Here is a 22773-nt window from a genome sequence, read left to right as displayed (position 1 = left end):
AAGTTTCTACTTGCTCCTGTGGCGGAATTGGCAGACGCGGCAGACTTAAAATCTGTTTTATTTTGAGTGTGAGTTCGAGTCTCACCCGGAGCATGAACGGGATGTAATTCAGCGGCCAGAAGCCATGCTTTGGGAGCATGGAGTCGTTGGTTCAAATCCAACCATCCCGACTTTACCCCTGTGATGTAATTGGAAAACATCACTCGCTCAAAACGAGTGTTTTTTGCAGGTTCGAGGCCTGTCAGGGGTATGAGGTTTTATTCAATCTCAAATCGAAAATCTCAAATCGAAAATCAATTTTGCCCCTGTAGCCCAATCGGTAGAGGCGCTAGATTTAGGATCTAGTTAGTGCTGGTTCGATGCCAGTCAGGGGTATTTGGTGACATCGCGGGTGAAGTAGCCTGGGTAGGCTTGGCAGTCTCATAAGCTGCAAATCCGCAAGTTCAATTCTTGCCCCCGCCACCAAAAATGCAGGTGTGATGTAATTAACAACATGAGGGTTTCATACAGCCTTTTTGCGAGTTCAAATCTCGCCATCTGCTGTGCTGGTGTAGCTCAATTAGGCAGAGCAACTGATTTGTAATCAGTCGGTTGTAGGTTCAATTCCTATCACCAGCCCCACAATTGCGGATATGGTGTAACGGTAGCATTCGAGTCTTCCAAACTCTAGGCACGAGTTCGAGCCTCGTTATCCGCTTGGTTAAACGAGAGGTTTGTTAAATCTCACATCTTGCACCATTCTCGCTTAACAGGCTTTTCGGCCTGTTCCACAAGAAAATCTACTCTTTGTGGAACAGGCCGAAAAGCCTGTTCATAAAAGGCTTATTGACAAGGGTGCAACATCTCAGTTAAATCCAAAATCTCACATCTAAAATCGGTTTGCGGATGTCATGTAGCGGCTAGCATCTGAGTATGCCATTCTCAGCGCATGGGTTCGAGTCCCATCATCCGCTTTTGTAGTCCTGAGCTTCGATGGTAGAGCGTTTGCCTTACAAGCAGACGCGGGGTAATCTCCTGTCAGGACTACTAATTTATGGGAGTGTAGCTCAATGGATAGAGCGCCGCGCTATGCGCTACCGCGCACGCTTCGCTAACGGACGCGGATGTTGTGGGTTCGAGTCCTGCCACTCTCGTTGTTTTTGCTTTAATTTAAGGAGGTTGATTCCCTTGAATGGATAATTTTTTATATTACGATCGATTCCCGTAGGGAATCGCACAAATTAACAAAAAATACGGGAGTGTAACTCAACTGGATAGAGTGTCGAGCTTCTACCTCGAATGTTGTGGGTTCAAGTCCTACCGCTCCTGCTGTCTGGGGTTCGTAGCTTAATTGGTAAAGCATCTAACTGGCTGTTAGAAAGATATCGGTTCAAATCCGATCGCAATCCACCACACCGATTTTAGATTTTAGATTTTGGATTTTGGATTTGAGATTGATTTCACAAATCAATCTGGAAGCTTGAATATTCGTCTAATATTTTGTTATGGGCGACTTAATACCACTTTAAAAAACTAATTAAACTGTCGAGAATCTCCAAACCCATATCCACTAACTCATCCCCAATCTAAAATCTAAAATCTAAAATCTAAAATAGTATAAGGGGTCATAGCTCAATTGGTAGAGCGCTTGCTTTGCACGCAAGAGGTCAGGAGTTCGATTCTCCTTGACTCCACTTACGGTGTCTGAAGTCGAAGCGGTCGAGACGCTAGCCCGTGAAGCTAGTTATTAGCGGGTTCAATCCCCGTCAGACACCCCTTGGAAGATGCCGCTAAATGGTTGGCAACCAGTCTTGAAAACTGGGGTACAGGTAACTGTAAGGGTTCGATTCCTTCATCTTCCTTTTAACCACCGGAAGTCGAAAAGCGAGACACCGTGCTGATAACGCGGGGATAGGAGGGGCAGTACCTCCTCGGTGGATGGATTGGTTTATAATAAGTCTAAATTTACTACTGATTCAACATAAAAGCCATGAAAGTTCAAGTTATAAAATTAGAATTAATTCAGTGGTCTTTGTTATTGAAGGATATTCAATTTTTAAACGAAATCCAAAAACTGAAAGAAACGTCGCATGAAAAGACTGCGGTCTTCAAGTCCCGTAAATTTGGCTGTGAAAAAGGAATTTTTACTTTCGTTGCGGATGATTTTGATGAAAAAAGTCCTGGTTTTTACGATGTAAAATTGTTGTACCAAATGAACGTGAAAGATGAGAAAACTAAACTATTACGTTGCTTGCACAGTTGATGGGTTTATTGCTCGCGAAGATGGGTCATTTGATTGTTTCCCTATGGACGGAGAGCATTTTGCTGATTTGTTAGATTCCTTTCCTGAAACTTTTCCGGCTCACTTTCAGGAAGCACGAGGCATTCGTGCAGAAAACAAGCAGTTTGATGCGGTTTTGATGGGACGGAAAACCTATGAGGTAGGGCTAAATGTTGGTGTAACTAATCCTTATCCCAGCTTGAAGCAGTATGTCTTTTCGCGCACTATGGAAGCCAGTCCCGATGAGAATATTGAACTTGTTTCGGACAATCCTGTTGAATTGGTTAAGGAATTGAAAAGGGAAACGGGTAAAGACATCTGGCTCTGCGGTGGTGGGGCTTTAGCGGCAACTCTTTTTTCTGAGATTGACGAGATGATTGTGAAGTTAAATCCGGTAGTAATTGGAGCGGGAATTCCTCTTTTTTCCGGTGCAATCGAGCCGACCAATTTGGAAGTTGCCGATCGCAAAATCTACAGCAACGGTTTCATGTTGCTTCATTATCGAGTGAAGCATTAGCGATAAGCTGTTCGGCATTTAAAGGACTTGCGTAAGGTGCGTCAGCATCTAAGGTTTTCCGTTTCAGCGTAAAAGTTCTAGCTGACGCACCCTACTAGCCTCGTTACTGGTTTAAATGCTCCACAGCTTAAGGACTTTATTTGTTGCAATTACTGCGGGCAAAAAAGGACTGAAGTCCTTACTACAAAATGATTTTCTAGGAATTACACAAAAATTGTATGCGGTATTTTCTCGGTTTCAATGTTGAGTCAGACTGATATCTTGCACCATTCTCAATTAGCGGTAGGGGCGGGTTCGCCAACAGCCTTAAAGCTTGCAAATAGGTTCTATAAACCCGCCCGACCCCACGAAAAATCCTCTTATTGATATTGCTGCAAGATGTCAGGTCAGACCGATCGCCACAAATTTTTACAGAAATAGTTGATTTTTCAAAACGGTTGTGTTATACTAGCTTAGATGCGGGAGTATAGCTCAGTTGGTTAGAGCAGGTGACTCTTAATCTCAAGGTCGAAGGTTCAAGTCCTTCTACTCCCATCCCAAATAACATACGACTCACAAGGCTTAGAGGCTTTAAACTGTCTCTAGTTTGTCGTTTTCCACTCATTTTGCGCTCACGATAGCAGCCAATGGCGGTAGCGGTTGGATTACTGTGAGTGTTTGCGTTGTCGGATTTTTAATGTCGATCGACTCATCCGATCGATAAAAGTGCGATCGCCCAAGCTATTTTGAAACTGAATAACAACAGGGAATGGTGATTAGCTATGATGGCAAATCTCTCGGCGCGCTGCTATGGGGGCGATCGCGATTTAGATGCGATCGCCCATTTAATCAATTCTTGCGAAGAAGTCGATCGGCTCGATGAAGGCACTTCCATCTCGGAATTACAACAAGAATTTAACCAACCGTCCCTAGATGTAGCCCGCGATATCCGCCTTTGGGAAGATGCGGAAGGAAAATTAATCGGTTTTGCTCAGTTGTCCGTTTCTGAACCGGGGGAAGTAATTGACGGTTGGTTGTGGTTTCGCGTTCACCCCGACGCGCGCGGAGGCGATGTGGAAGCAGCCGAGATCGCCTGGGGTGAAGTGCGGATGCGCGAAGTGTCTGCAATGCGGGGCGGGCGCGTGAAGCTGCGAACCTATGCTCGCGCTGAGGATTGCGATCGCATTTCTGTGCTGACAAGTTGCGGTTTTAAGGCCGATCGCTATTTTTGCCGAATGGCGCGATCGCTCTCTGAACCGATCCCAGAACCGCAATTCCCCGAAGGTTTTGCCCTCATTCAGTTCCCCGGCGAACAGGATGCGGCAGCTTGGGTAGAAATGTTCAACCAGTCATTTATCGATCACTGGAATCATCACGATTTAACGGTGGATAAATTTAAGCACGAGTTAGCTAAACCCGATTACAGAAATGATTTAGACTTGATTGCTGTTGCTGATGACGGCACATTTGTCAGTTTTTGTTACTGCGAGATTAGTGTGCAAGAGTGCGATCGTACCGGGCGCAATGAAGGCTGGATTGCTTGTCTCGGCACTAGGCGTGGCTTCCGCAAAATTGGATTGGGACGAGCAATGTTGCTGGCTGGTTTGCATCGACTGAAAGCTGCCGGTGTCGCTACTGCTATTATCGGCGTCGATGCTGCAAATTCATCAGGTGCGATGCGACTTTACGAGTCTGCTGGCTTCCACAATATTCGCAACAGCATTTCCTATGTTAAGGATGTTTGATCGATGTTACAGATTGCGATCGCCCTTTGACCCAAGAAACCGGGTTTTTTACCGAATCTGCGGGTGGCAACGAAATATTTTGGTAAAAAAACCCGGTTTCTCGCCACTCGTGTAAGTTTTATCTAAAAAACTTTTGCTACCCCCTTGACACTTGTGTAGTATTTATGTAGCATATAAATATGGAAAGCGCAGGACAAGCAAAAACCTGTATTTTTCGTGCAAATTCTGAACCTTGACAACTAAATATTGCTCAAATTTTCAACGAACATCAATTTGAAAGTCTTGCAATATAGACTCGATGGTCATGTTGTTACTTTATACGAAAATGTTCGGTTACAAATTGACTCGATCCGAGTCAGATGTTGTACGAAATCAGTCTAATTTCAACGAATTTAATGCGGATTCAGAACAGAAAATTTCAGCCAGATTTCAATCAACCAAAAAGGCTGAGGAAATCCGCAAAATTAAACAAGCTTATCATTTAGAACGGCGCTTCTTTCAGTAAAGATTATCAGATTTCGTGAATCTTTACCGATACTGGCAATTTGCCCGCGTCTCACAAAAAGCCAAAGTCGAGAGCAGATAAGCTACTAATCCAAAATCAAAAATTGCTCTAGGAGGTATCGGTAATGGTTCACATTCGTTTTGAAGGACGTTCCTACGATCTGGCGGAAAACCAACTGGGTATCGCGGCAGGAATGAGCGACAAAGCTATTAAGGAACGTCTGGCAAATCATTTTGATGTCAAGGGATCTCGCTTCGATTCTTACGTGCTCGATCGCCGTCCCAGTGGCGATTTAATTGTTCGCCCAGAAGCCGTTTACGGCTAGAAATTCACTTAAAGCACGTATTAGGCAGCGCACCCTAACAAAAGAAGCTTACAAACTGGATACGTTCGACTTAAAATCGAATTGTAGGTTCAATTCCTACTTGCCGCGAGGCTAAAGCTTCTCTGACTTGTGCGCTGCCTTTTATAGCTGAATTTTTTATATCTATCCGGCGCTTAAAATTTCCACTTCGCGCCCCAACAAAGGAAGCTTACATACTAGCTCATTGGTAGAGCATTTCTCTTTAAAGAAAAGGTCGCGGGTTCAACTCCTGCGTATGTGCAAATGGCTTTCTTAACTTGCGCGAAGTGACTTTTGAGGCGCTATCAGCTCTTGTGGTTAATTCAGGATAATAATTAAGTAATCCTGTTTGTATTGAAGACTTCCGTCCTCAAAAATAAATTGGTATTAGCCATGAGAAAATGTTGGCCGATATCTCGCCGATGAAAGTCACAATTACTCGATCGTACATCTGGCTAACGGTTTGATTGCAAAATATGCCGATCGCACTTTACCATTTCGCTACTAGACGCGCGATCGCCTGATGTCCTGGGAAGCTCGGATTAATTGGGTTGAACCAGATTTGAAGTCACTCGACTCCGAAATAGTCCGCCAGGGATTGAAATCCCTGTCTAATAGCTAAAGTCCTCGCTATGAGGACTAAAGATATTTGTTTTTCTTGGTTTTTAATCACCGAAAATACATTTTTAAACACGCATTTCAGTCCTCTTAAGAGGACTTAAGCTTTGAGCCAGGGATTTCAATCCCTGGCGGACTAAGGCGATAGGTGCAAAATATTAGGTGACAGCAATGAATATGAATGTATTAGAGCGCGATTTGCGTTTGGAAATGCTCAACAGTCTCCTCACAACTCCTCACCGCCAATTAGAAAAAGTAGCAGAAATTCACAAGTTAATTATCGAATTAGATCCGATTTTTTACGGTCATTTAGCAGTGTGGTATCAACGCCACGGCGACGTGCGCGATCACAAGGAAGTTTTTGCCGGAAATTTGCTAACTTCGGCGCTGACGGAACACCGAGATGCCGGTTTTATGATGCTGCAAGAGTTCCCTCCCTACGAGGTTTCGCGGATTGTGGACTTTATGAAACAGCATCAGAATAAGGTGCCCCGCAGTGCGCGCACTGCTGTCACTCGCTATCTGAAATCGCGGGAAAAGAATGCACAGTTTTTCGATCGCGCCGCCATCCGCAACCGCAAGGCGATGAAGCATTTGTACGCAACGCTGCACGTCAAGCCGAGCGATCGCGCTAATGCTATTCTGTTTAAAGACAATCCGCCGGAAGACTCTCTGGCATTCGTTTTGAAGCAGTTAGCAAAGGCGGCGACACCTGCGGAACAGGCGAATTTGATTGTTGAGTACAAGATTCCGTATACGATCGCAGTTGGTGCGATCGGACAGCTAACGCCAACAGTTTTGGCGGCGCTGATTAACTCGATGTCGCCCCAGGAAGTCATCAACAATTTGAAATCGATTCAGTCGCGCGGCGCGATGGATCACCCGGAAGTCAAGCAGTTGATTGATTCCAAGCTGGATGAAGCGGCGAAGTGCGATCGGGTTTCGGCTTACAAAGCGAGTGTTGCGGGCGCGGGCGCGAACTTCGACGCAGCAACGGCGGCGAAGCTGGAAGCAGTGACAAACGAACAGGTGAAGAAGCGCGGCAAGATTGCGAAAGCAACCGGTTTGTTGATTGACAAGTCGGGTTCGATGGAAAGTGCGATCGAAGTTGGGAAGCGTCTGGCTGCTTTGATTTCCGGCATTTCCGAGGCTGCACTGTTCGTTTATGCCTTTGACACGATGCCGTATCCAGTGCAAGCAAACGGCAGCGAATTGACAGACTGGGAACGGGCTTTCAAGCACATTCGCGGTGGCGGCGGCACAAGTTGCGGTTGCGCGGTGGAAGCAATGCGAATTAAAAAGCAGGTTGTCGAGCAATTCATTATGGTAACAGATGAAGGCGAAAACGCTGCACCTTATTTTGCAGATGCTTATCAGAATTACTGTCGCAGTTTGGGGGTAATTCCTGATGTTGTGATTGTGCGAGTTGGTTCTTGGTGCGAATATGTCCAGAAGCAATTGAAGGACAAACAAGTATCGGTGGAAACCTTTACGTTTGCGGGTGATTATTACTCCTTACCGAATTTAGTGCCGATGTTGAGCCGTCCTTCGCGGCTGGAATTGTTGATGGAAATTCTGGATACGTCGCTGCCGGTAAGGAATGACAAGTAAAATGTAGGGTGCACGCTGCGACCTTATTTCTTAGTCTCAAGCGGCTGTAATATCAAGTTGGAGCGCTCCGTTACAATCTAATTCCCGGTATTGTAGGGGCGGGTTCACAGACAATAATTGCCGATAATCGACAATCTCGTAAACCCGCCCCCACCCAACGGTAAATCGCAATCTACTTATATAGTTAAAATTGGCACGGATCTGAAGGACAAGACACTATGAAACTAGCTGAAGCTTTAATTTTAAGAGCTGACTGTCAAAAAAGAATGGAACAACTGCGAGCCAGATTGATAAGAAGTGCTAAAGTACAGGAAGGAGAAGAACCTCCAGAAAATCCCCAAGCACTAATTAGCGAATTAGATGCAGGGGTGCAAGAACTGGAAGACTTAATTAAGAAAATTAACAAGACTAATTCGCTGACAACTCTGGAATATGGATTGACTTTATCGGATGCTTTAGCTAACAGAGATGCTCTCGCGCTTAAGCGCGGCATTTACAATTCTTTAGTTGACGCAAGCGCTTTGAGGCAAGACCGCTATACTCGATCGGAAGTCAAATTTTTTAGTACGATCGACGTTGGTGAACTGCAAACGCAAATCGATCGAATGTCTAGACAGTATAGGGAGTTAGATACTAAAATACAGCAAGCAAACTGGAATACTGAACTTATCGATTGAGCAAGTTGGTAGCCAATGCAATAGAAGCGAGCACAACCCCCAACAGGGTTAAGTTGGACGGTACGGTTGAGAGGCCATAACCAAGCGGGTTCAAACCCCGTATCACAAATCAAGCCTTGATTGTTACAAACGTACAGGGCATTGTTAAAGTTACTACCGCGTGCTGGTCTATTGATATTGGTGAGGGTGGGTTAGGGGTTTCTTGCTCAATTGCAAAAAGTATTGGGAATTCCAGAAGGCTGTGAGGCGGTTAAAATTTCGATTTTTTTCATCCTCAACCGAAAGCGTTTTCCCTATTTTAAATTATTCTCTAATTCGATCGATAATTTCTAGTAACTCTGGATTAGCGATGGCTGAGACTAAGTGGGAATCCGCAGCAGCCAAAGCAGCGCGTAACTTTTCCGAAGTCAGTGCGGGATATTTTTCTAACACCTGCTGTTGAGTCCATCCCGCAGCAAAGAGCCCTAGCAAAAATTCTACAGACAATCGAGTTTCTGGTGCTGCTGGTTGACTTGTTGAAGCTTTCGGGTTTGGATGAATGAGCTTTCGCCAGTCCATTGTTTTACTTAAACGATTGGGGAAGATTCCGCCGATTATACAGTATTTGGGCACAGTAGAAACACGGGCCTCGTTGACTGACTTTGTAACAGTGCCACCGCAGGTCATACCATGTTAGATTTTAGATTTTAGATTTTAGATTGGGAATCACTGATGAATTAAGGGTTTGAAGCTTGGCTAGAGTCGCATTTTTTGGGAACTGGTGTCATTTCGCGATTTTGCGATTAAATTGTTATTACGATCGCAGTACAGCACTTTCTTATAGACTAGACTAATGGGGTAGCGACGGGGCGAGATCCCTTTTTCCTTCAGTCCGTTTCAATACCGAACCGCGTTAGCCAAGCCCGCCCCTACGGGGGCTACGCCAACTAAGAGGATCGCACTAAATCTCAACCCACTGTCTAACGGACTGTGCCATCCACAGTGCAACCCACAATACAACTACTTTAACTTCTTAAAACTATGGGAAAAAAGTCGAAAGCCAAAAAATCCCAGGTCAAAAAATCCAGTTTGCTCTCCCAGCGACTGCAAGAAGCTCTCGATCGAGGCAGTAAAGTTTGGATTAAAACAAATAATAGCAGTTTCGGCGGCATCCCGATTAATTTGTTCGGGGAGTTTGCGGAACTTTTGGTGATAGTTCCCCCTAACGAACAGGCGGAAAATATCGATGCTTACGGACAAGTTACGTGGCTGATTCGACTCTCTGATATTATTGCACTCGCTTACCCTACTGAATATTGGTCTAAAGATAGATTAGAAAGTTTGCTGCCACCAGATGCAGTTACTTCCGAAGTAGGAGATTAACTGCGTAGGGTGTGCATTGCGTACCCTAATTTTAGCTGAGTTGTATTTGGTATGGTGTGCAATGCACACCATACATTTACTATTTTTTAAGCTGTTTTAGCAGCCAATATATACACCTCTTCCACCGATTTTTATCAGTTTAATTAGTTGTTGCAAGCTGAAAGCTGCACTTTACAACTGCCGCCCTCTAGTTCGCTGCAACCCGCGAGAGCTTGAGCTTCTGCTGCGGCTTTATCGTCGCCCCAGCCCGCACCTGCTCCTCCTTTGCCTACGGCGATCGCTCCACAATTATTACTATTAGATGTCAGCGGTTCGCAGTCGTTAGCACCTCCGCTTTGTTCATTGCAAGCGGCTACTGCTGCGTTTAGTGCTTCTTTCTCCGTAGCATGATCCCAACTAATACCAGTGGCGTCAGAAGTCGGAGAATAAGCAGTAGCTCCATAGCTGTCCTGAGCTTTAGCTACCTGGACTGAGCCAAAAAGAGGAAGTGTCAAAGCTGTGACTACAACCCACTTAGAAAAAAGCTTTTGCAGCATATTTACGCGATATATCTACAAGGTTAAATTGGGAGGTTCGCTCAATATTATATTAGGGTATTGATTCGCGTCAACAGTATTGATGAATCTTTATATTTATTTAATTTAAAAGTGTGTTAGGTAAAAAAGTTAAGACAGGACTTACCCATTCCGATGCCTAGAAACCGGGTTTTTTAGCGAATCGGCGGGCGGGAACGAAATATTTTTGTAAAAAACCCGGTTTCTGATTCCCTATGCGTAAGTCCTGTAAGATGAAGGAGGTCAATTCAGTGGCAGATATCCGCAAAATTATCAGCCAACTCGCTGCCCAAGAAGCGCACCTACTCGATACCCAATTTCTGGCTCCTTGCGTGCGTGGGGGAAGCGTGCGGATAAGAGTTAGCTCAATGGTTTATACTTTTGTACCGCAGCCACAAAACTTTGAAGGATGGGCTATTTTTAGGCCGATTAATGAGAAAGTTGCTGCGGTAATTGAGGAGCCGAGTTTGCCGCAAGTGGCAGAGTATTTGCAACTGCTCGTATCCGTTCGCTTGCACTTGGCTTACGTGCTGCAAGGGCAAACGTGGCTGGCTTATCCTGTTAACGAATCTGATGCTAAACAGCGCACGGATCTTGCGAAACCCGTACCAGTGCATTTAGTAACAGAAGGTTCGCAGTTTGAGCCGATTGTTGCGCGCTGGGACGGTGATTGTTTGTGGTTTGAAGAGATTGACAGGCGCGCCGATCCGCTGCCGTCTGAGAAGTTGAAAGCAGCTTTAAAAAAGTTGATTTTGCCTCAAGAAGTTCGCTTTAAAGGGATGACTCCGGAAATGCGAACTGTTTACGAATTGGTTTCCCGAAATATTAAAGATTTCGATCCAAAAGTGCGGGAAGAAAAGCGCTTGCAGGGGGCATTGAAAATGGGCGGCGGTGAATTGCGGGATTTTTTAGATCGCGAAAATTATTGGCTAGTTGAATGGACTAGCGGAACCGGAGAACATCACACTTCTGCGATCGCCAAAAATGACTTGACAGTTATGAGTGCGGGGATTTGTCTCAGCGGATTGGACAAAGACTTCGACTTGCATTCATTGGTTGGAGTCGTCGAAAATCGATAATTCTTGATTACCATGAGTATATTTTTTCACGAACAACTTTACAGAAGTGCCGCCGTGATGTCGCAGATAAAAAATTTCCCGGTAACGGTGTGCGGGGCGGGCGCTTTGGGTGCGAATATTACAGAAAGTCTGGCGCGATCGGGCTTTTGCCAGTTAAAAGTCATCGATCGCGATCGCATCGAAGAGCGCAACCTTTCCACTCAACCCTATTATCGATCGGACATCGGCGCATTCAAAGCCAAAATTCTCGCCAACAACCTCTACCGCGCTTTGGGAGTCAGCATTGACGCGCACTCAAAAGAATTGACGCCCGCAAATGTCGATCGGCTGCTTGCTGTCAGCGCCACAGTCATCGATACTTTTGATAACAGTGTCGGGCGACAAGCAGTCAAGGATTACTGTGCGAGTGCCTCCCTTCCCTGCGTGCACGTCGGATTAGCTGCAGATTACTCGGAAATAATTTGGAACCAACACTATCGGGTTCCTTCAGCCGCGAATGATGACGTTTGCGATTACCCGCTGGCGCGAAACTTGGTAATGCTGACAGTTGCAGTTGCCTGCGAAGTAATTGTTACCTTTGCTGCTACCAAAGAGCAACAAAATTTAACTTGCACGATCGGAGATTTTGCAGTAAAGCCACTTATATTGTAGAATGTCGGTTGACTGTTGCCAGAAACTCGGTCAAGATTGGATGCCTCCATCTCAGAAACCCGGTTTCTCACCCTCGAAAGAGATCGTCAAACCTACAACATACGCTTGAGAAAATTAACAGGGAAAGTATGTCCGAACAAGTTTGTACTGGTACTATTTCACTAGAATGCAAGCCAAAACCGCCCCCTCCTCCGCCTCCGCCTCCGCCTCCGCCTAAGCCTAAGCAGCAGACTTTTTATTATTTAGTAGCAGTTCTGGGCTTATTAGTTTTGACTGGCGCCAATGCAGCAAACTATACAGCGGGCAGCACAATTTGCCCCACTAATGATTGCAACGAACCAGAAGTCAGACCCCATAAAAGGATTTTAAAACACGGATCGAGAGGGGCAGATGTGAAGAAACTGCAAAAGTTGTTGAACGCGCGGGGCTTGTCCCCACACCCGATCGTAGTTGATGGCGTGTTCGGCCCGACAACTCTCGCAGCAGTGAAGAAATTTCAGCGGCAAGCTCATATTCCTGTAGACGGAGTTGTGGGAGGCCAAACTTGGGACAGACTGTTTGCTAGTTCGTAACTTTAAGCACCGGACAACAAAAGTTCCTAAGTCATCATTGCTAATCATTAATCGCTGCGGTTTGTAGTTGCACAGATAGCGCATTTTGTGCAACTACAGACACAGGAACTTTAATCAACAATCCATCGCATACTAGATTGCTAATGAATGAAGTTTTAGATTTTTGGTTTGGTCGCTCGAATGAAAAATTAACAGGGAAAATATGGCAGGATCACAGACTTTTTATTATTTACTAGCAGTTCTCGCCCTATTAGTTTTGACGGGCACAAGTAGAGCCAACTATGCAGCGGGTTCCGCAGTTTGCTACACTGATGATTGCCATCGACCAGCAGTGAAACACCATAAAAGGATTTTAAAATGCGGCTCGAAAGGGCACGATGTGAAGAAACTGCAAAAGTTGTTGAACGCGCGGGGCTTGTCCCGATACCCGATCGCAATTGATGGCGTTTTCGGTCCGACAACCGAAAATGCAGTGAAAAGATTTCAGCGGCAAGCTCATATTCCTGTAGACGGAGTTGTGGGAGGCCAAACTTGGGACAGACTGTTTGCTAGTTTGTAACTTTAAGCACCGGACAACAAAAGTTCCTAAGTCATCATTGCTAATCATTAATCGCTGCGGTTTGTAGTTGGACAGATAGCGCATTTTGTGCAACTACAGACACAGAAGCTTTAATCAACAATCAATCGCATACTAGATTGCTAATGAATGAAGTTTTAGATTTTTGGTTTGGTCGATCGCACTCTCCTGAGTTTGGCAAAGTCCACAAGAAATGGTTTGAAAAAGATGCGGATTTTGATGCCCAAGTGCGAGCGCGATTTCTGCCGCAATACGAACTAGCCGCCTCCGGTAAACTCGACTCATGGCAAGATTCCCCCGACAACTGCCTCGCATTAATTATACTGCTCGATCAATTTCCGCGCAATATGTTTCGCGGAACGCCCCAAGCATTCGCCACAGACAACAAAGCTTTAGCCACCGCCGAATACGCTGTTAATAATAAATTCGATCGCGAATTGCTGACTGTACAAAAATCGTTTATTTATCTGCCTTTTGAACACAGCGAAAACTTAGAAAACCAGCAAAAATCTGTCAAACTATTTCGCCAACTCAGCGGCGAACCAGACAGCGATTCAGTCATTGAATACGCGCAGAATCATTTGGAAATAATCGAGCGTTTTGGGAGATTTCCCCACCGCAATGAAATTCTCGGACGCGAAACAACCCCGGAAGAAGCGGAATTTCTGAGACAACCCGGTTCGGGATTTTAAAGGGCGATCGTAAAACTTTTTTGCGATCAGTATAAATACTGGTGAACCCCACCATGACTTTTTTGCCGATCATCAGTATAATACGGAATAATTATCATCTCTTCCCACTTGATATATAATCATGAAAAACTTTATTGAAGCTATTGGTGGACTAATAGGAATCCTAGCTTTTGTGAAAGGCATTCTTGAGTTCGTAGATCTCAATAGGATACGTAGATATGAGAAATTTCATGAGATGAGCCAAAGATTCGATGAGAACGAGTCAATCCAGAAAGTCTGTGAGCTTTTGCAAGATAGATATAGCAGCACATCAGTCACAAAACAGGAAAAAGAGGTATTTATCTGCTTTTTGGAAGAGATTTACTTTATGATTATGTCTGGGATAATGAAAAAGGAAATTGCACTGTACACCTTTGGCTATTATGCAAGAGAAGCAATGCACAACCAAAGATTTTGGCACGATCTTGATAGGGGGGAAGAGTATTACACTGTATTCCATAAATTCTGTCAAATGGTCTCTATCTTTGAGCCAAGCAAACTCGGAGTCAAGGAAACGCTAAAATACTGACCACCATGAAGATAAATTCTTAGGTCACAATGTAATTTTGACTGGTTATCCTTTGATTTAGTTTCTTATAAGCTAAAAAAAGTGGAACAATTAATCGGATTTAAACTAAGTAAATTTCCTCTAACTCTCAGAAGCATAGTCAATTTAGAGTATTTCGACGGCCCGCTACTATCGCTTTTTGAGAATGAATACGGCGATAGCTATCTTTATTCTTGGTGCGATGTAGATAATTTGTACAATCGCTGGTTGGTTTTCAGAGTTGCACAACTAACTCTCAAGCTTTACATAGAGGGACAAGTTTCATTGCACGAGTTAATTGTAAATCCTGTTGACGGATTTCTATATTCATTAGATATAGACAATGATTTACAGGTAAAAAACACTTATTTAATTCTGCCTGATAATTTACCGGCAATCTACTTGCCAGAAACAGATTCCTATTACGAACTGTCTGATTTAAATCGCGAAACTGCGGAAGAAGATAGGTTATTAATTTTTCAAAAAATTTCCGGCTAATCTCAACTTAGCAAGGTTTGAAGCTGACTAAAAAACCCGAGCCCCGACTTCTTGAAGAAGTCAGGATCTAATCCATCGCCCAATCGTCAGCCGCGATACTGCACTCGATAAATCCGGTTATTCGCTTCCTCAGTAAACAGCAAACTCCCGTCCGGTAAAACCAGCAAACCAACCGGCCTCCCCCAAGTTTTAGGGCCAGACGGATCTGTGAGAAAACCAGTCAGAAAATCCTCATAATAACCTTGAGGGCGTCCGTTCGCCGCATTAAAAGGTACAAACACGATTTTATAACCAGTTCCAGAGTTCCGGTTCCAACTGCCGCGAAACGCCACAAATGCGCCGTTGAGAAATCTTTTGGGAAACGTTTTGCCGTCGTAAAACTGAAGCCCCAAAGCCGCCGAGTGCGCCTGAAACAGCACGTCTGGCATTAATGTTTTAGCCGCTAAATCAGGTCGATCGCTATTGCCGTTTCTGGCGTGGCGCGGGTCGAGCAAATTCGGCTTAAAATAAGTGTAAGGCCAGCCGTAAAACTCGCCTTGACGAATTCTTGTCAAGTAATCCGGCACCAAATCATCTCCCAAACCGTCGCGTTCGTTGACTGTCGTGTAGAGTTGATTGGTTTTTGGGTGAAAATCCAATCCCACCGGATTTCGCAACCCAGAAGCAAAAATTTGTTGGTTCTTGCCGTCCAAATTCATCACTTGAACAGACGCCCTCGGCAGCGGTTCGACATCGGCATTAGACTGCGATCCAACTGAGACGAAAAGCTTGCTATTGTCGGGGGAAACGACAACATTTCGCGTCCAGTGTTGGTTGTAGCCGCCGCCCGGTAAATCAGCAATTTTTTGACCGGTACCTGTCAATTGTTCCTGCCCTTTTGTGTAGGGAAATCGGCGGACTTCAGCGGTATTTCCGAGGAAAAAATAGCGATCGGCAAAAGCCATGCCAAAGGGAATATTTAACCCGTTTTGGACACTGGCAAAAGTTTTGCGAACCTCAGCAACCCCGTCGCGGTTGGCATCGCGCAACAGTGTAATCCGATTCTGCCTGGTTTCTGTGACCAAAACATCGCCTGTCGGCGTCAAAGCCAGCCATCGGGGAGCGTCTAAATTGTCAGCAAAAACGTTGACGACAAAGCCAGGAGGCACTCGCAGCACTGGCGATGCGGGAATCGGTATTACTTGAGGAGGTTTTGAGGCGCTGTCGCTGGCTCCTGGCTGCGGCAAAGCAGTTGCAACAATACGGATTGGCTGCGGCGACAGCGGTTTGGTCGGTACAATTTGATTTGTCCCAACATTTGTCAGCGGTGCACGGGAGGGAATTTGCGAGACGGGGCTGTTGTCGCCCACAGCAGGGGATCTCGCATCTGTAGCTCGATCGCACGCAATCATCGGCAACAGCAGAATTAGCAGCAAGAAACGCAGGTAATACATAGCAGCGATTTCTCCACAATTGCTGGACAATTCTATTATTCTAACTGCTATTCAACAGCTAAGCCACCGCCGGCGCGGTGGCTTAATTCCATGTACTGATACCAGTTGCCAAAAAGAATGCAAGTGTAGGCCCGTGTTCCAAACCTTGATCTTCATCAGTCAATCGATTTTAGATTTGCTATTTTAGATTTTAGATTGAAGAAAGCAATCCCACGAATTAATCCGGGGGCCCCGGATCAAATTGCTTGATTGTCATTCCCAATCTTCAATCTTCAATCTAAAATCTAAAATCTAAAATCGTATAACCTAGCTCTACCAAAGTCCTCTCACAGGAGCCGGACGGGGAGCCGGAGCCGGAATTGGACGGGGAGCCGGACGAGGAGCCGGAGCCGGAGCCGGACGAGGAGCCGGACGCGGTGGGGGTTCTGGAGCCGGACGCGGTGCCGGTGCTGGGGTTGCGGGACGAGCAACCGTTGTGGCTACCACCTTATAATCGGGGATCACCGCGATATTTTGGATCTGAGATCCGGCGACGGTGGCTCTGACTTTCATTCCCGGTACTAAGCCAATAATTCTCAGGACGCATCTTTGAACCCTGAGAGTCCTGTACGGCGCGCTTTCTTCGCGAATAGTTACTACGTCGCCGACAATACTTTTGACAAAACCGACAATGGTTGTAGTGTTTGCTGTTGTGGTGGTCTGCGTTTGGGCTATTTGAGTTGCAGGGTTAGCCATCGCAGGATGTACTGAGACCGCCGAAATTACCACCGACAGTGTTGCACCTGTCAATAATTTGATGTTCTGAAGACGCATTGAAACCTCACATTAACTGCTATTCAGGGTCGGGTTTGCTTCCGCTGCACGAAAGTCCCAACCTCTATACCTAATCCAGTTTAATCCCCAAAGTAGGAAATTTATGACAATCTCAAAAAAAGATTATCGAACAAGTATTGAAAGACTAAATTTTACATCATAAGTTCCCGATTTACAACAAGTTCAGCGGTTTGCATCTCTAGAGTGTTGCCGTGATATATTGAGTTTATTCGATCGACCGTTGCCGTTTTTTTCCGCCCACCTAACTGTTGCTGGGGGAGAACTCTACCCAAAGACAGATTGTGATTGCCGGATACAGCAGCGCCATAGTTTGAATACTCGATCCCCAGTCGGTCATTGCTAAAAAATCTAATTAGTCGGAGGTAAAATCTAATCATTTTCTGGCAATATTTACGCATAAACCGGGTTTTCTCACGACATTCTATTGCGTAACTCCACTGAGCCACTTATAAAAACCTTGTGGTTTTGGTATTATTGCCTAAGCTTTGTGTTGAGTTACCAGTTATCAGTGGTGGAATTTCAACTAAAAACTGTACAGCGCAGTTGCCGTCATTCGATTTTAGATTTTAAATTTGAGATTTTCGATTGACTTGCGCGAGATAAATCCGGGGGCTTGAGGATGCAAGGATTTGGGATTGGGGATTGATTCCACGGATAAATCACGTGGCGGGTACCACCTTTGAAATTCTTGGTCAAAAAGCATCTCAAAATTTTTCGGATCGGGTGCGGTTGGCGGATAATTAGATCGGAACTTTGTAGGAAATGCTGGTGAGGAGTTTAGCGAAGAAAACAATGGTGAAGAGCAAATTTTTGTTTAACAAGTTAATTGTACTGAGCTTGAGTGCAGCCTCGCTGTCGGTCGGCATACAGCAGCAGACGACTGCCGAAGTGGTGGCTAATTCAAGCAATAGTGCGATCGCAGCGCAGCGGCCCACCTCCGAGACACAGTTGCCGAATCTCGGAACCCCAGAACTGCCTCCCTTGGGAGAACCATTTCGTTACATTCCCCAGGAACCACAGCCTGCGGTAAATCCTATTGAGGAAGTGCGTTTAGTGCTGAAATTGCGAGAACGCCGCGTCTATGTTTACCGACAAAATAAGGTGCAAACCAGTTTCCCGGTTGCTGTGGGAAAAGGCGGGTGGGAAACTCCTACGGGCAATTTTAAAGTTATGCAAATGATCAAAGATCCAGTTTGGCAAAATCCTTGGACAGGAGAACTTATTCCTGCTGGGCCAGACAATCCATTAGGAAGTAGGTGGATGGGGTTTTGGACGGATGGCAAGAATGTGATTGGTTTTCATGGCACTCCGAATCCAGAGTCGATCGGGGGGGCGGCTTCTCACGGCTGCGTCAGAATGTTTGATAAAGACGCACAGGCTTTATTTGAGAAAGTCGCCGTTGGCACACCGGTGATAGTTGAGCATTAATTATTTGGAGTTTGGGGTGCATCAAAATATCTAGGAACAGGCAAGATGCCTGTTCCACAAAAATTCAATACAGGCAAGATGCCTGTTCCACAAAAATTCAATACAGGCAAGATGCCTGTTCCACAAAAATTCAATTTTCTTGTGGGGAGTAGGGGTTGGGCAGGAGAGCCCGCCCATGAAATACTAATTGATAATGGTGATTTTCGGCGAGTTAGAACTTACACCTTAAACCTCTGTCAGCAAGAGGCTTTCCGGCCTGTTCCACAACAAAGAGTTATATCATGTCCGGTCGATTCCCTCCGCTTCGCTTCGCCCGAAATCAGGTAGGGGCGGGTTCAACAACAATATCTGCCAATAATTGACAATCTCAAAAACCCGCCCCGCCGGGATATTATGGTTAATCGATCGGACATAATATTAAATAGATTGCTGGTATTTTTCCAGCAACTCCGGGATGTAATCGTAGCCATCAACACCGATCGCCGGAATGATATTCGCTCGACTTTTAGCCAAAGCTTGTTTAAAAGATTCCGCCCCCATTTGACCCTGCAAAATGGTCAACAAACCAGCCGATTGACGCCACTCCATCGCACCAATTTGCTCCAAAGTATACATTCCTAAACTGCCTGCAAATATCGCTTTTTCTAGTGAGTTGATTCTGTAATAAGCTTGAGCCAAGTAAGCCAAATTCAGACCTTGCAAATATAAATCCCCTGAAAATTGAGCCGCTTGCCAACCTTTGAGCAAATATTCGATCGCAGCTTCAGCATTTTCCAGGGCGATTTTAGCAATACCGAGACTGCTGGAACAAAAAGCTTGACTTTGGCGATCGCCCAATTTTTCCGATAGCAACAAACCTTGTTCCAAATAACCGATCGCACTCTCATAAACCTCCGGTTCCACCTCCTCCAACTGCCGCGCTTGAAACACTTCGCTGTAACCCAAATTAGCCAGAGCATTTGCCTCGCCTTGTCGCTCTCCCGTTTGTCGTGCCATAATTAAAGCCCGCTGGCTGTAATTAATCGCTTCCTGATAATTTTTTTGAGCAACATAGTTGCGGCTGATGTGATTGAGATTGGCAACTTCGCAAGCTTTGTCTCCTTCGGTACGGGCAATTTCCAGCGCTTGCTTGTGCAGCAAGAGCGATCGCTCATAGGCCCCAGCCGCCTGCATCGAATAACCCAAAAGCGTCAGAATCCGAGCTTTCGCTTGAGTGCCTTCAACTCGCCGCAGCGGTTCATCTAAATAATCCAAAGTATGACGCAGAGCTTTACCATCAAACGAAGCAAAAATCCCCCCGTAAAGCGGAAAATATTCCCGCTGAGAAAAAGCGCGCAAAATTTGCAAAGTTACTTGAAAACAAGCATTTGCCAACTGTTCCCCGCTCTTGGTAGAATTATTAAATCCACTAGCTAGCTGACTCCAAATTACCGCAAAAGTAATGTAAGTAGAAATTGAAGCTTTTGTTGACACTTTGGAATCGTAAACTTGCTTGTCAAACCATGTCGCCAACGCCCGCTGCAAGCACTGCAAAATAATCGCCACTTCCACCAATATGCCTAAATCTAAATTCGATTGCTGGGCTGCGAATTGAACTACAGATTCACCGAGGGCAATAGTATTTAAAAGAGCCTGGGGAAAGGGACTGTTAACTTTTTTAGCCCAAAAAGCCCAAGGCCCATTTTGTTCTGGACTACCGGCAAATCCTAGCTGCTGCGGCTGATAAATCCAGCCCACAAGTTCCGGTTCCAAACGCTGCCAAGATTCTAAACCTTTAGCGATGCCGGCGGTGATTTGCTGCAAATCTTGTTCGGTTTCGGGATTGGCAGTTTGCAGCATTTGTTGGTGCAGAGATTTTGCCAATTGCTGCAATTGAGCGAGAGTCAGCGGATGTTCTTTATTCGGATCGATTACTTGCAATAATGCCAGGAGGCGGGCATTAGATTCAGCACTAACGATTTGTTGGATTGAGGATGCAATTGCGCGATCGACGCGGTTATCTTTCTGCCAGCGTTCCCATTCTCCTTGGATGGTTTTGAGAGCTCTGAGGCTGCGATTTGCCTTTGCTTGTTTGATTTCGTCTTTTTCATTTCTGAGTTGATTTTCGGCTGCATCAAGGCGTTCGCCGAAACAGCGTTCAAATATTTCGCCAGTACCGGTGCTAATGTCTTGCACCAGCATTTGATAAACTTGTTCTTTGGAGCGAATTTGACCTTTGAGGGTGATTTCGACAATTTTGTCGATTAGTGCTAGGTAGCGATCGCGCAGTGAGGTAGAGTCTGGCATAATTTATTTTTAGTTAATAAGTTTTTATGGACAGCGCTTGCAGCTTGCACCATTTCATGCTGCTATTTAATTTTACAGCTCATCTGGATTAATGCCCATTGCTCGCAGTCGATCGGCTAATCGGTTTGCTCGCTGACTTTCTAATTCAGCTCGCTGACTTTCTAATTCAGCTCGCTGCCTTTCAAACTCCTCTGGAGTCAGAACCCAATCGCCACTGACATCGTACCAACGCAGCCACAATCTCGAACAACCTTGATAACAACCTTCCCACAAACCTATACCTAATTCTAATTCCGGTATCCAGAATCGCGGCTCGGTTAAAACTTGTTCGCGGTAACGATTGCCAATCAAACGAAATACTCTCAGTTGATTGTTGTACCGACTGAAAACAAAGTAGTAAGGAATCTCCAAAATCTGTTCGTAAACTCGGCACTTAGTAGGCGGTTTATTTGGTGCTTCTTCTGTGATTCCTAAATCCTCCTCTTCAGTTCCAGGTGACAGCAGTTCCACTACTACCAGAGGACTGACATTTTCTTGCCACATCACGTAGCTGAGGCGCAATTCGTCACCTCGATAAAATCTCGGAACCCCCAAGACGACAAACCAATCAGGTCTTTTGTACCAATTGAGATGGTTAGAATCGTAGTAGAGATTGAGGTCTGTCGCTATAAATATTTGTTCTGGCGGATGGTTAGCGGGGCGGCAGGTTAAACGCAGCAGTTCCGGTTGAAACTCGTGGAATTCGTCAGGCAAACCGGGTTCCTCCGGGTCTTCACTGGGTAAATCATACATCGTAGGGAGGACTTTTGTTTGCGAAGGCTGCGAATCCGGTACGTACATCGTCATAAGATTACCCAGGCGAGACGGCTTGAGGAGATTGAAGCGGTACGGCAATTGTAATATTATAGCGGTTTTCCGTTGAATCAGCTAGATGCCTAGTAATTAATCATGGATAATTGGTAATCAGTAAATGATTTTCAAGCGGGAGGCTATTTATTAAAATACAAATGTGAGGCATAATTAGATTGCAGATTTTATCGAGTTTTTTGTGATTTCAGAAACTGTTACCATCTCAAAAAGCAATTCCATCTTAGAAGCACAAGGATTAACCCGTCGCTTTGGCGGCTTAATTGCTGTAAACAACGTATCTTTTACAGTTGAAAAAAACGAGATTTTTGGATTAATCGGCCCTAACGGCGCGGGCAAGACAACTCTATTTAATCTCATGACTGGACTGATACCTGCTTCTAGTGGCAACCTGATTTATCAAAATGAAAATATTTCCCAATTGAAGCCTTATCAAATTGCTAATAAAGGTATTGCCAGAACTTTTCAAAATATCCGGTTATTTGGGGAACTTTCTGCTGTGGAAAATGTAGCGATCGCCCGACACATCCACAGTCGATCGGGCAATCCAGTTTTAGCGGTGCTGGCGGGGATTTTCGGCTTGCCAGCATCTAACGCAATGGAACGCAAAACCCAGCGAAAAGCCTTAGAATTGCTTGATTTAGTCGGATTGGGCGATCGCGCGGGCGAACAAGCGAAAAACTTGCCCTACGGCGACCAGAGGCGCTTAGAAATTGCCCGCGCTTTAGCCCTAGAACCGCAAATATTGCTGTTAGATGAACCAGCAGCGGGGATGAATCCCAATGAAAAGCACAAATTAAGCGAATTTATCCGAGAAGTGCGCCAACAATTCAATTTAACTGTAATATTGATCGAGCATCATGTACCGCTAGTTATGGGATTGTGCGATCGCATTGCCGTCTTGCATTTCGGTCAGCTTATTGCCTTGGGCGAGCCTGCTATTGTCAGGAATGACCCCGCTGTGATTGAGGCTTATTTGGGAGATGAAAAATAGACCTCTTGCAAAATAATTTTATGATATAATGAAAAGTTTTGCTGAAAGTTGATTGAATCCCAACTCTTAACTTATTTTCACTCTTGTCTTGTTATCAACAAAATA

23 protein-coding genes and 15 tRNA genes are annotated in these 22773 nt (G+C 45.2%); 32 read left to right on the top strand and 6 right to left on the bottom strand.

Translation table 11 applies throughout. The features are described from left to right. Nucleotides 1-12 precede the first annotated feature (12 nt). The 22 genes from QUA88_RS16080 (at nucleotide 13) to QUA88_RS15975 (ending at nucleotide 8255) form a co-directional block, all read left to right on the top strand. Nucleotides 13-93, top strand: a tRNA-Leu gene (locus QUA88_RS16080). Between the two features lie 4 nt (nucleotides 94-97). Then, nucleotides 98-170 (top strand) — tRNA-Pro (locus QUA88_RS16075). A 131-nt stretch (nucleotides 171-301) separates the two neighbouring features. Continuing rightward, nucleotides 302-375: transfer RNA gene (locus QUA88_RS16070), tRNA-Leu, on the top strand. A 13-nt stretch (nucleotides 376-388) separates the two neighbouring features. Continuing rightward, nucleotides 389-465 (top strand) — tRNA-Met (locus QUA88_RS16065). A gap of 79 nt (nucleotides 466-544) precedes the next feature. Next, nucleotides 545-621, top strand: a tRNA-Thr gene (locus tag QUA88_RS16060). Between the two features lie 5 nt (nucleotides 622-626). Continuing rightward, a tRNA-Gly gene (locus QUA88_RS16055) sits at nucleotides 627-697 on the top strand. 184 nt (nucleotides 698-881) lie between these two features. Beyond that, a tRNA-Gly gene (locus tag QUA88_RS16050) sits at nucleotides 882-953 on the top strand. An 82-nt stretch (nucleotides 954-1035) separates the two neighbouring features. Continuing rightward, a tRNA-OTHER gene (locus QUA88_RS16045) sits at nucleotides 1036-1133 on the top strand. 101 nt (nucleotides 1134-1234) lie between these two features. Next, nucleotides 1235-1308: transfer RNA gene (locus QUA88_RS16040), tRNA-Arg, on the top strand. A gap of 7 nt (nucleotides 1309-1315) precedes the next feature. Next, nucleotides 1316-1392, top strand: a tRNA-Ala gene (locus QUA88_RS16035). 208 nt (nucleotides 1393-1600) lie between these two features. Then, nucleotides 1601-1673 (top strand) — tRNA-Ala (locus tag QUA88_RS16030). 6 nt (nucleotides 1674-1679) lie between these two features. Further along, nucleotides 1680-1754 (top strand) — tRNA-His (locus QUA88_RS16025). Between the two features lie 4 nt (nucleotides 1755-1758). Continuing rightward, a tRNA-Ser gene (locus tag QUA88_RS16020) sits at nucleotides 1759-1841 on the top strand. Nucleotides 1842-1969: 128 nt separating this feature from the next. After that, nucleotides 1970-2242 (top strand): hypothetical protein, encoded by a 273-nt coding sequence (locus QUA88_RS16015; protein WP_333053562.1) that lies wholly within the window; start codon nucleotides 1970-1972, stop codon nucleotides 2240-2242. Beyond that, nucleotides 2205-2777 (top strand): dihydrofolate reductase family protein, encoded by a 573-nt coding sequence (locus tag QUA88_RS16010; RefSeq protein ID WP_333053563.1) that lies wholly within the window; start codon nucleotides 2205-2207, stop codon nucleotides 2775-2777. Before QUA88_RS16015 ends, QUA88_RS16010 begins: the two co-directional genes overlap by 38 nt. Before the next feature lie 460 nt (nucleotides 2778-3237). Continuing rightward, a tRNA-Lys gene (locus QUA88_RS16005) sits at nucleotides 3238-3311 on the top strand. A gap of 227 nt (nucleotides 3312-3538) precedes the next feature. Beyond that, entirely contained in the window at nucleotides 3539-4501 is a 963-nt protein-coding gene (locus QUA88_RS16000; protein ID WP_333272583.1) for a GNAT family N-acetyltransferase, read from the top strand. Between the two features lie 325 nt (nucleotides 4502-4826). Further along, nucleotides 4827-5006 carry a radical SAM protein gene (locus QUA88_RS15995; protein ID WP_333208932.1) on the top strand — a complete coding sequence of 60 codons (180 nt, stop codon included), beginning with the start codon at nucleotides 4827-4829 and terminating at the stop codon, nucleotides 5004-5006. A 124-nt stretch (nucleotides 5007-5130) separates the two neighbouring features. Next, nucleotides 5131-5331 carry a hypothetical protein gene (locus QUA88_RS15990; protein ID WP_333053565.1) on the top strand — a complete coding sequence of 67 codons (201 nt, stop codon included), beginning with the start codon at nucleotides 5131-5133 and terminating at the stop codon, nucleotides 5329-5331. A 209-nt stretch (nucleotides 5332-5540) separates the two neighbouring features. Further along, nucleotides 5541-5611: transfer RNA gene (locus tag QUA88_RS15985), tRNA-OTHER, on the top strand. A gap of 527 nt (nucleotides 5612-6138) precedes the next feature. Next, nucleotides 6139-7578 (top strand): hypothetical protein, encoded by a 1440-nt coding sequence (locus QUA88_RS15980; RefSeq protein ID WP_333272580.1) that lies wholly within the window; start codon nucleotides 6139-6141, stop codon nucleotides 7576-7578. Between the two features lie 218 nt (nucleotides 7579-7796). Beyond that, nucleotides 7797-8255 (top strand): DIP1984 family protein, encoded by a 459-nt coding sequence (locus tag QUA88_RS15975; protein ID WP_333232555.1) that lies wholly within the window; start codon nucleotides 7797-7799, stop codon nucleotides 8253-8255. A gap of 303 nt (nucleotides 8256-8558) precedes the next feature. On the opposite strand, the gene QUA88_RS15970 is transcribed toward QUA88_RS15975, so the two are convergent. After that, complete coding sequence (locus tag QUA88_RS15970; RefSeq protein ID WP_333232552.1) at nucleotides 8559-8813, bottom strand: DUF433 domain-containing protein; 255 nt, start codon at nucleotides 8811-8813, stop codon at nucleotides 8559-8561. Nucleotides 8814-9275: 462 nt separating this feature from the next. On the opposite strand from QUA88_RS15970, the gene QUA88_RS15965 reads away from it, so the two are divergent. After that, nucleotides 9276-9617 carry a hypothetical protein gene (locus tag QUA88_RS15965; protein WP_333149124.1) on the top strand — a complete coding sequence of 114 codons (342 nt, stop codon included), beginning with the start codon at nucleotides 9276-9278 and terminating at the stop codon, nucleotides 9615-9617. 143 nt (nucleotides 9618-9760) lie between these two features. Here QUA88_RS15965 and QUA88_RS15960 read toward each other — a convergent pair whose 3' ends face one another. Then, entirely contained in the window at nucleotides 9761-10153 is a 393-nt protein-coding gene (locus QUA88_RS15960) for a DUF4189 domain-containing protein (protein WP_333053569.1), read from the bottom strand. A gap of 269 nt (nucleotides 10154-10422) precedes the next feature. Here QUA88_RS15960 and QUA88_RS15955 point away from each other — a divergent pair, with 269 nt between their 5' ends. The 7 genes from QUA88_RS15955 (at nucleotide 10423) to QUA88_RS15925 (ending at nucleotide 14826) form a co-directional block, all read left to right on the top strand. Beyond that, on the top strand, nucleotides 10423-11250 hold the full coding sequence (locus tag QUA88_RS15955; RefSeq protein WP_333272576.1) for a hypothetical protein: 828 nt from the start codon (nucleotides 10423-10425) through the stop codon (nucleotides 11248-11250). 12 nt (nucleotides 11251-11262) lie between these two features. Continuing rightward, nucleotides 11263-11901, top strand: a complete 639-nt coding sequence (locus QUA88_RS15950; RefSeq protein WP_333053571.1) for a ThiF family adenylyltransferase — start codon at nucleotides 11263-11265, stop codon at nucleotides 11899-11901. Nucleotides 11902-12029: 128 nt separating this feature from the next. After that, entirely contained in the window at nucleotides 12030-12473 is a 444-nt protein-coding gene (locus QUA88_RS15945) for a peptidoglycan-binding domain-containing protein (protein ID WP_333053572.1), read from the top strand. A 202-nt stretch (nucleotides 12474-12675) separates the two neighbouring features. After that, on the top strand, nucleotides 12676-13032 hold the full coding sequence (locus QUA88_RS15940; protein WP_333053573.1) for a peptidoglycan-binding domain-containing protein: 357 nt from the start codon (nucleotides 12676-12678) through the stop codon (nucleotides 13030-13032). Nucleotides 13033-13175: 143 nt separating this feature from the next. Then, the gene (locus QUA88_RS15935) at nucleotides 13176-13742 is read left to right on the top strand and encodes a DUF924 family protein (protein ID WP_333053574.1); all 567 of its coding nucleotides are present in this window, start codon (nucleotides 13176-13178) and stop codon (nucleotides 13740-13742) included. A gap of 121 nt (nucleotides 13743-13863) precedes the next feature. Continuing rightward, nucleotides 13864-14310, top strand: a complete 447-nt coding sequence (locus tag QUA88_RS15930; protein ID WP_333053575.1) for a hypothetical protein — start codon at nucleotides 13864-13866, stop codon at nucleotides 14308-14310. 81 nt (nucleotides 14311-14391) lie between these two features. After that, complete coding sequence (locus QUA88_RS15925) at nucleotides 14392-14826, top strand: DUF6575 domain-containing protein (protein WP_333053576.1); 435 nt, start codon at nucleotides 14392-14394, stop codon at nucleotides 14824-14826. Nucleotides 14827-14912: 86 nt separating this feature from the next. On the opposite strand, the gene QUA88_RS15920 is transcribed toward QUA88_RS15925, so the two are convergent. After that, complete coding sequence (locus tag QUA88_RS15920; protein WP_333208916.1) at nucleotides 14913-16259, bottom strand: sorbosone dehydrogenase family protein; 1347 nt, start codon at nucleotides 16257-16259, stop codon at nucleotides 14913-14915. 312 nt (nucleotides 16260-16571) lie between these two features. Continuing rightward, nucleotides 16572-17072, bottom strand: coding sequence for an autotransporter (locus QUA88_RS15915; RefSeq protein WP_333053578.1), 501 nt, complete (start codon nucleotides 17070-17072; stop codon nucleotides 16572-16574). Between the two features lie 813 nt (nucleotides 17073-17885). Between QUA88_RS15915 and QUA88_RS15910 the strand changes: the two genes are divergently transcribed. Further along, nucleotides 17886-18521, top strand: a complete 636-nt coding sequence (locus tag QUA88_RS15910) for a L,D-transpeptidase (protein ID WP_333272570.1) — start codon at nucleotides 17886-17888, stop codon at nucleotides 18519-18521. Nucleotides 18522-18938: 417 nt separating this feature from the next. Here the strand turns inward: QUA88_RS15910 and QUA88_RS15905 are convergent, their stop codons facing one another. Beyond that, nucleotides 18939-20807 carry a tetratricopeptide repeat protein gene (locus tag QUA88_RS15905; protein WP_333208914.1) on the bottom strand — a complete coding sequence of 623 codons (1869 nt, stop codon included), beginning with the start codon at nucleotides 20805-20807 and terminating at the stop codon, nucleotides 18939-18941. A gap of 72 nt (nucleotides 20808-20879) precedes the next feature. Next, entirely contained in the window at nucleotides 20880-21653 is a 774-nt protein-coding gene (locus QUA88_RS15900; protein ID WP_333272567.1) for a Uma2 family endonuclease, read from the bottom strand. Nucleotides 21654-21855: 202 nt separating this feature from the next. On the opposite strand from QUA88_RS15900, the gene QUA88_RS15895 reads away from it, so the two are divergent. Further along, nucleotides 21856-22668: an ABC transporter ATP-binding protein gene (locus tag QUA88_RS15895; RefSeq protein WP_333053582.1), complete on the top strand. Its 813-nt coding sequence runs from the start codon at nucleotides 21856-21858 to the stop codon at nucleotides 22666-22668. Nucleotides 22669-22773 lie beyond the last annotated feature (105 nt).

It is taken from the genome of Microcoleus sp. D3_18_C2, from assembly GCF_036702395.1.
Lineage (GTDB): Bacteria > Cyanobacteriota > Cyanobacteriia > Cyanobacteriales > Microcoleaceae > Microcoleus.
This window is presented reverse-complemented; position numbering and strand designations above follow the sequence as displayed.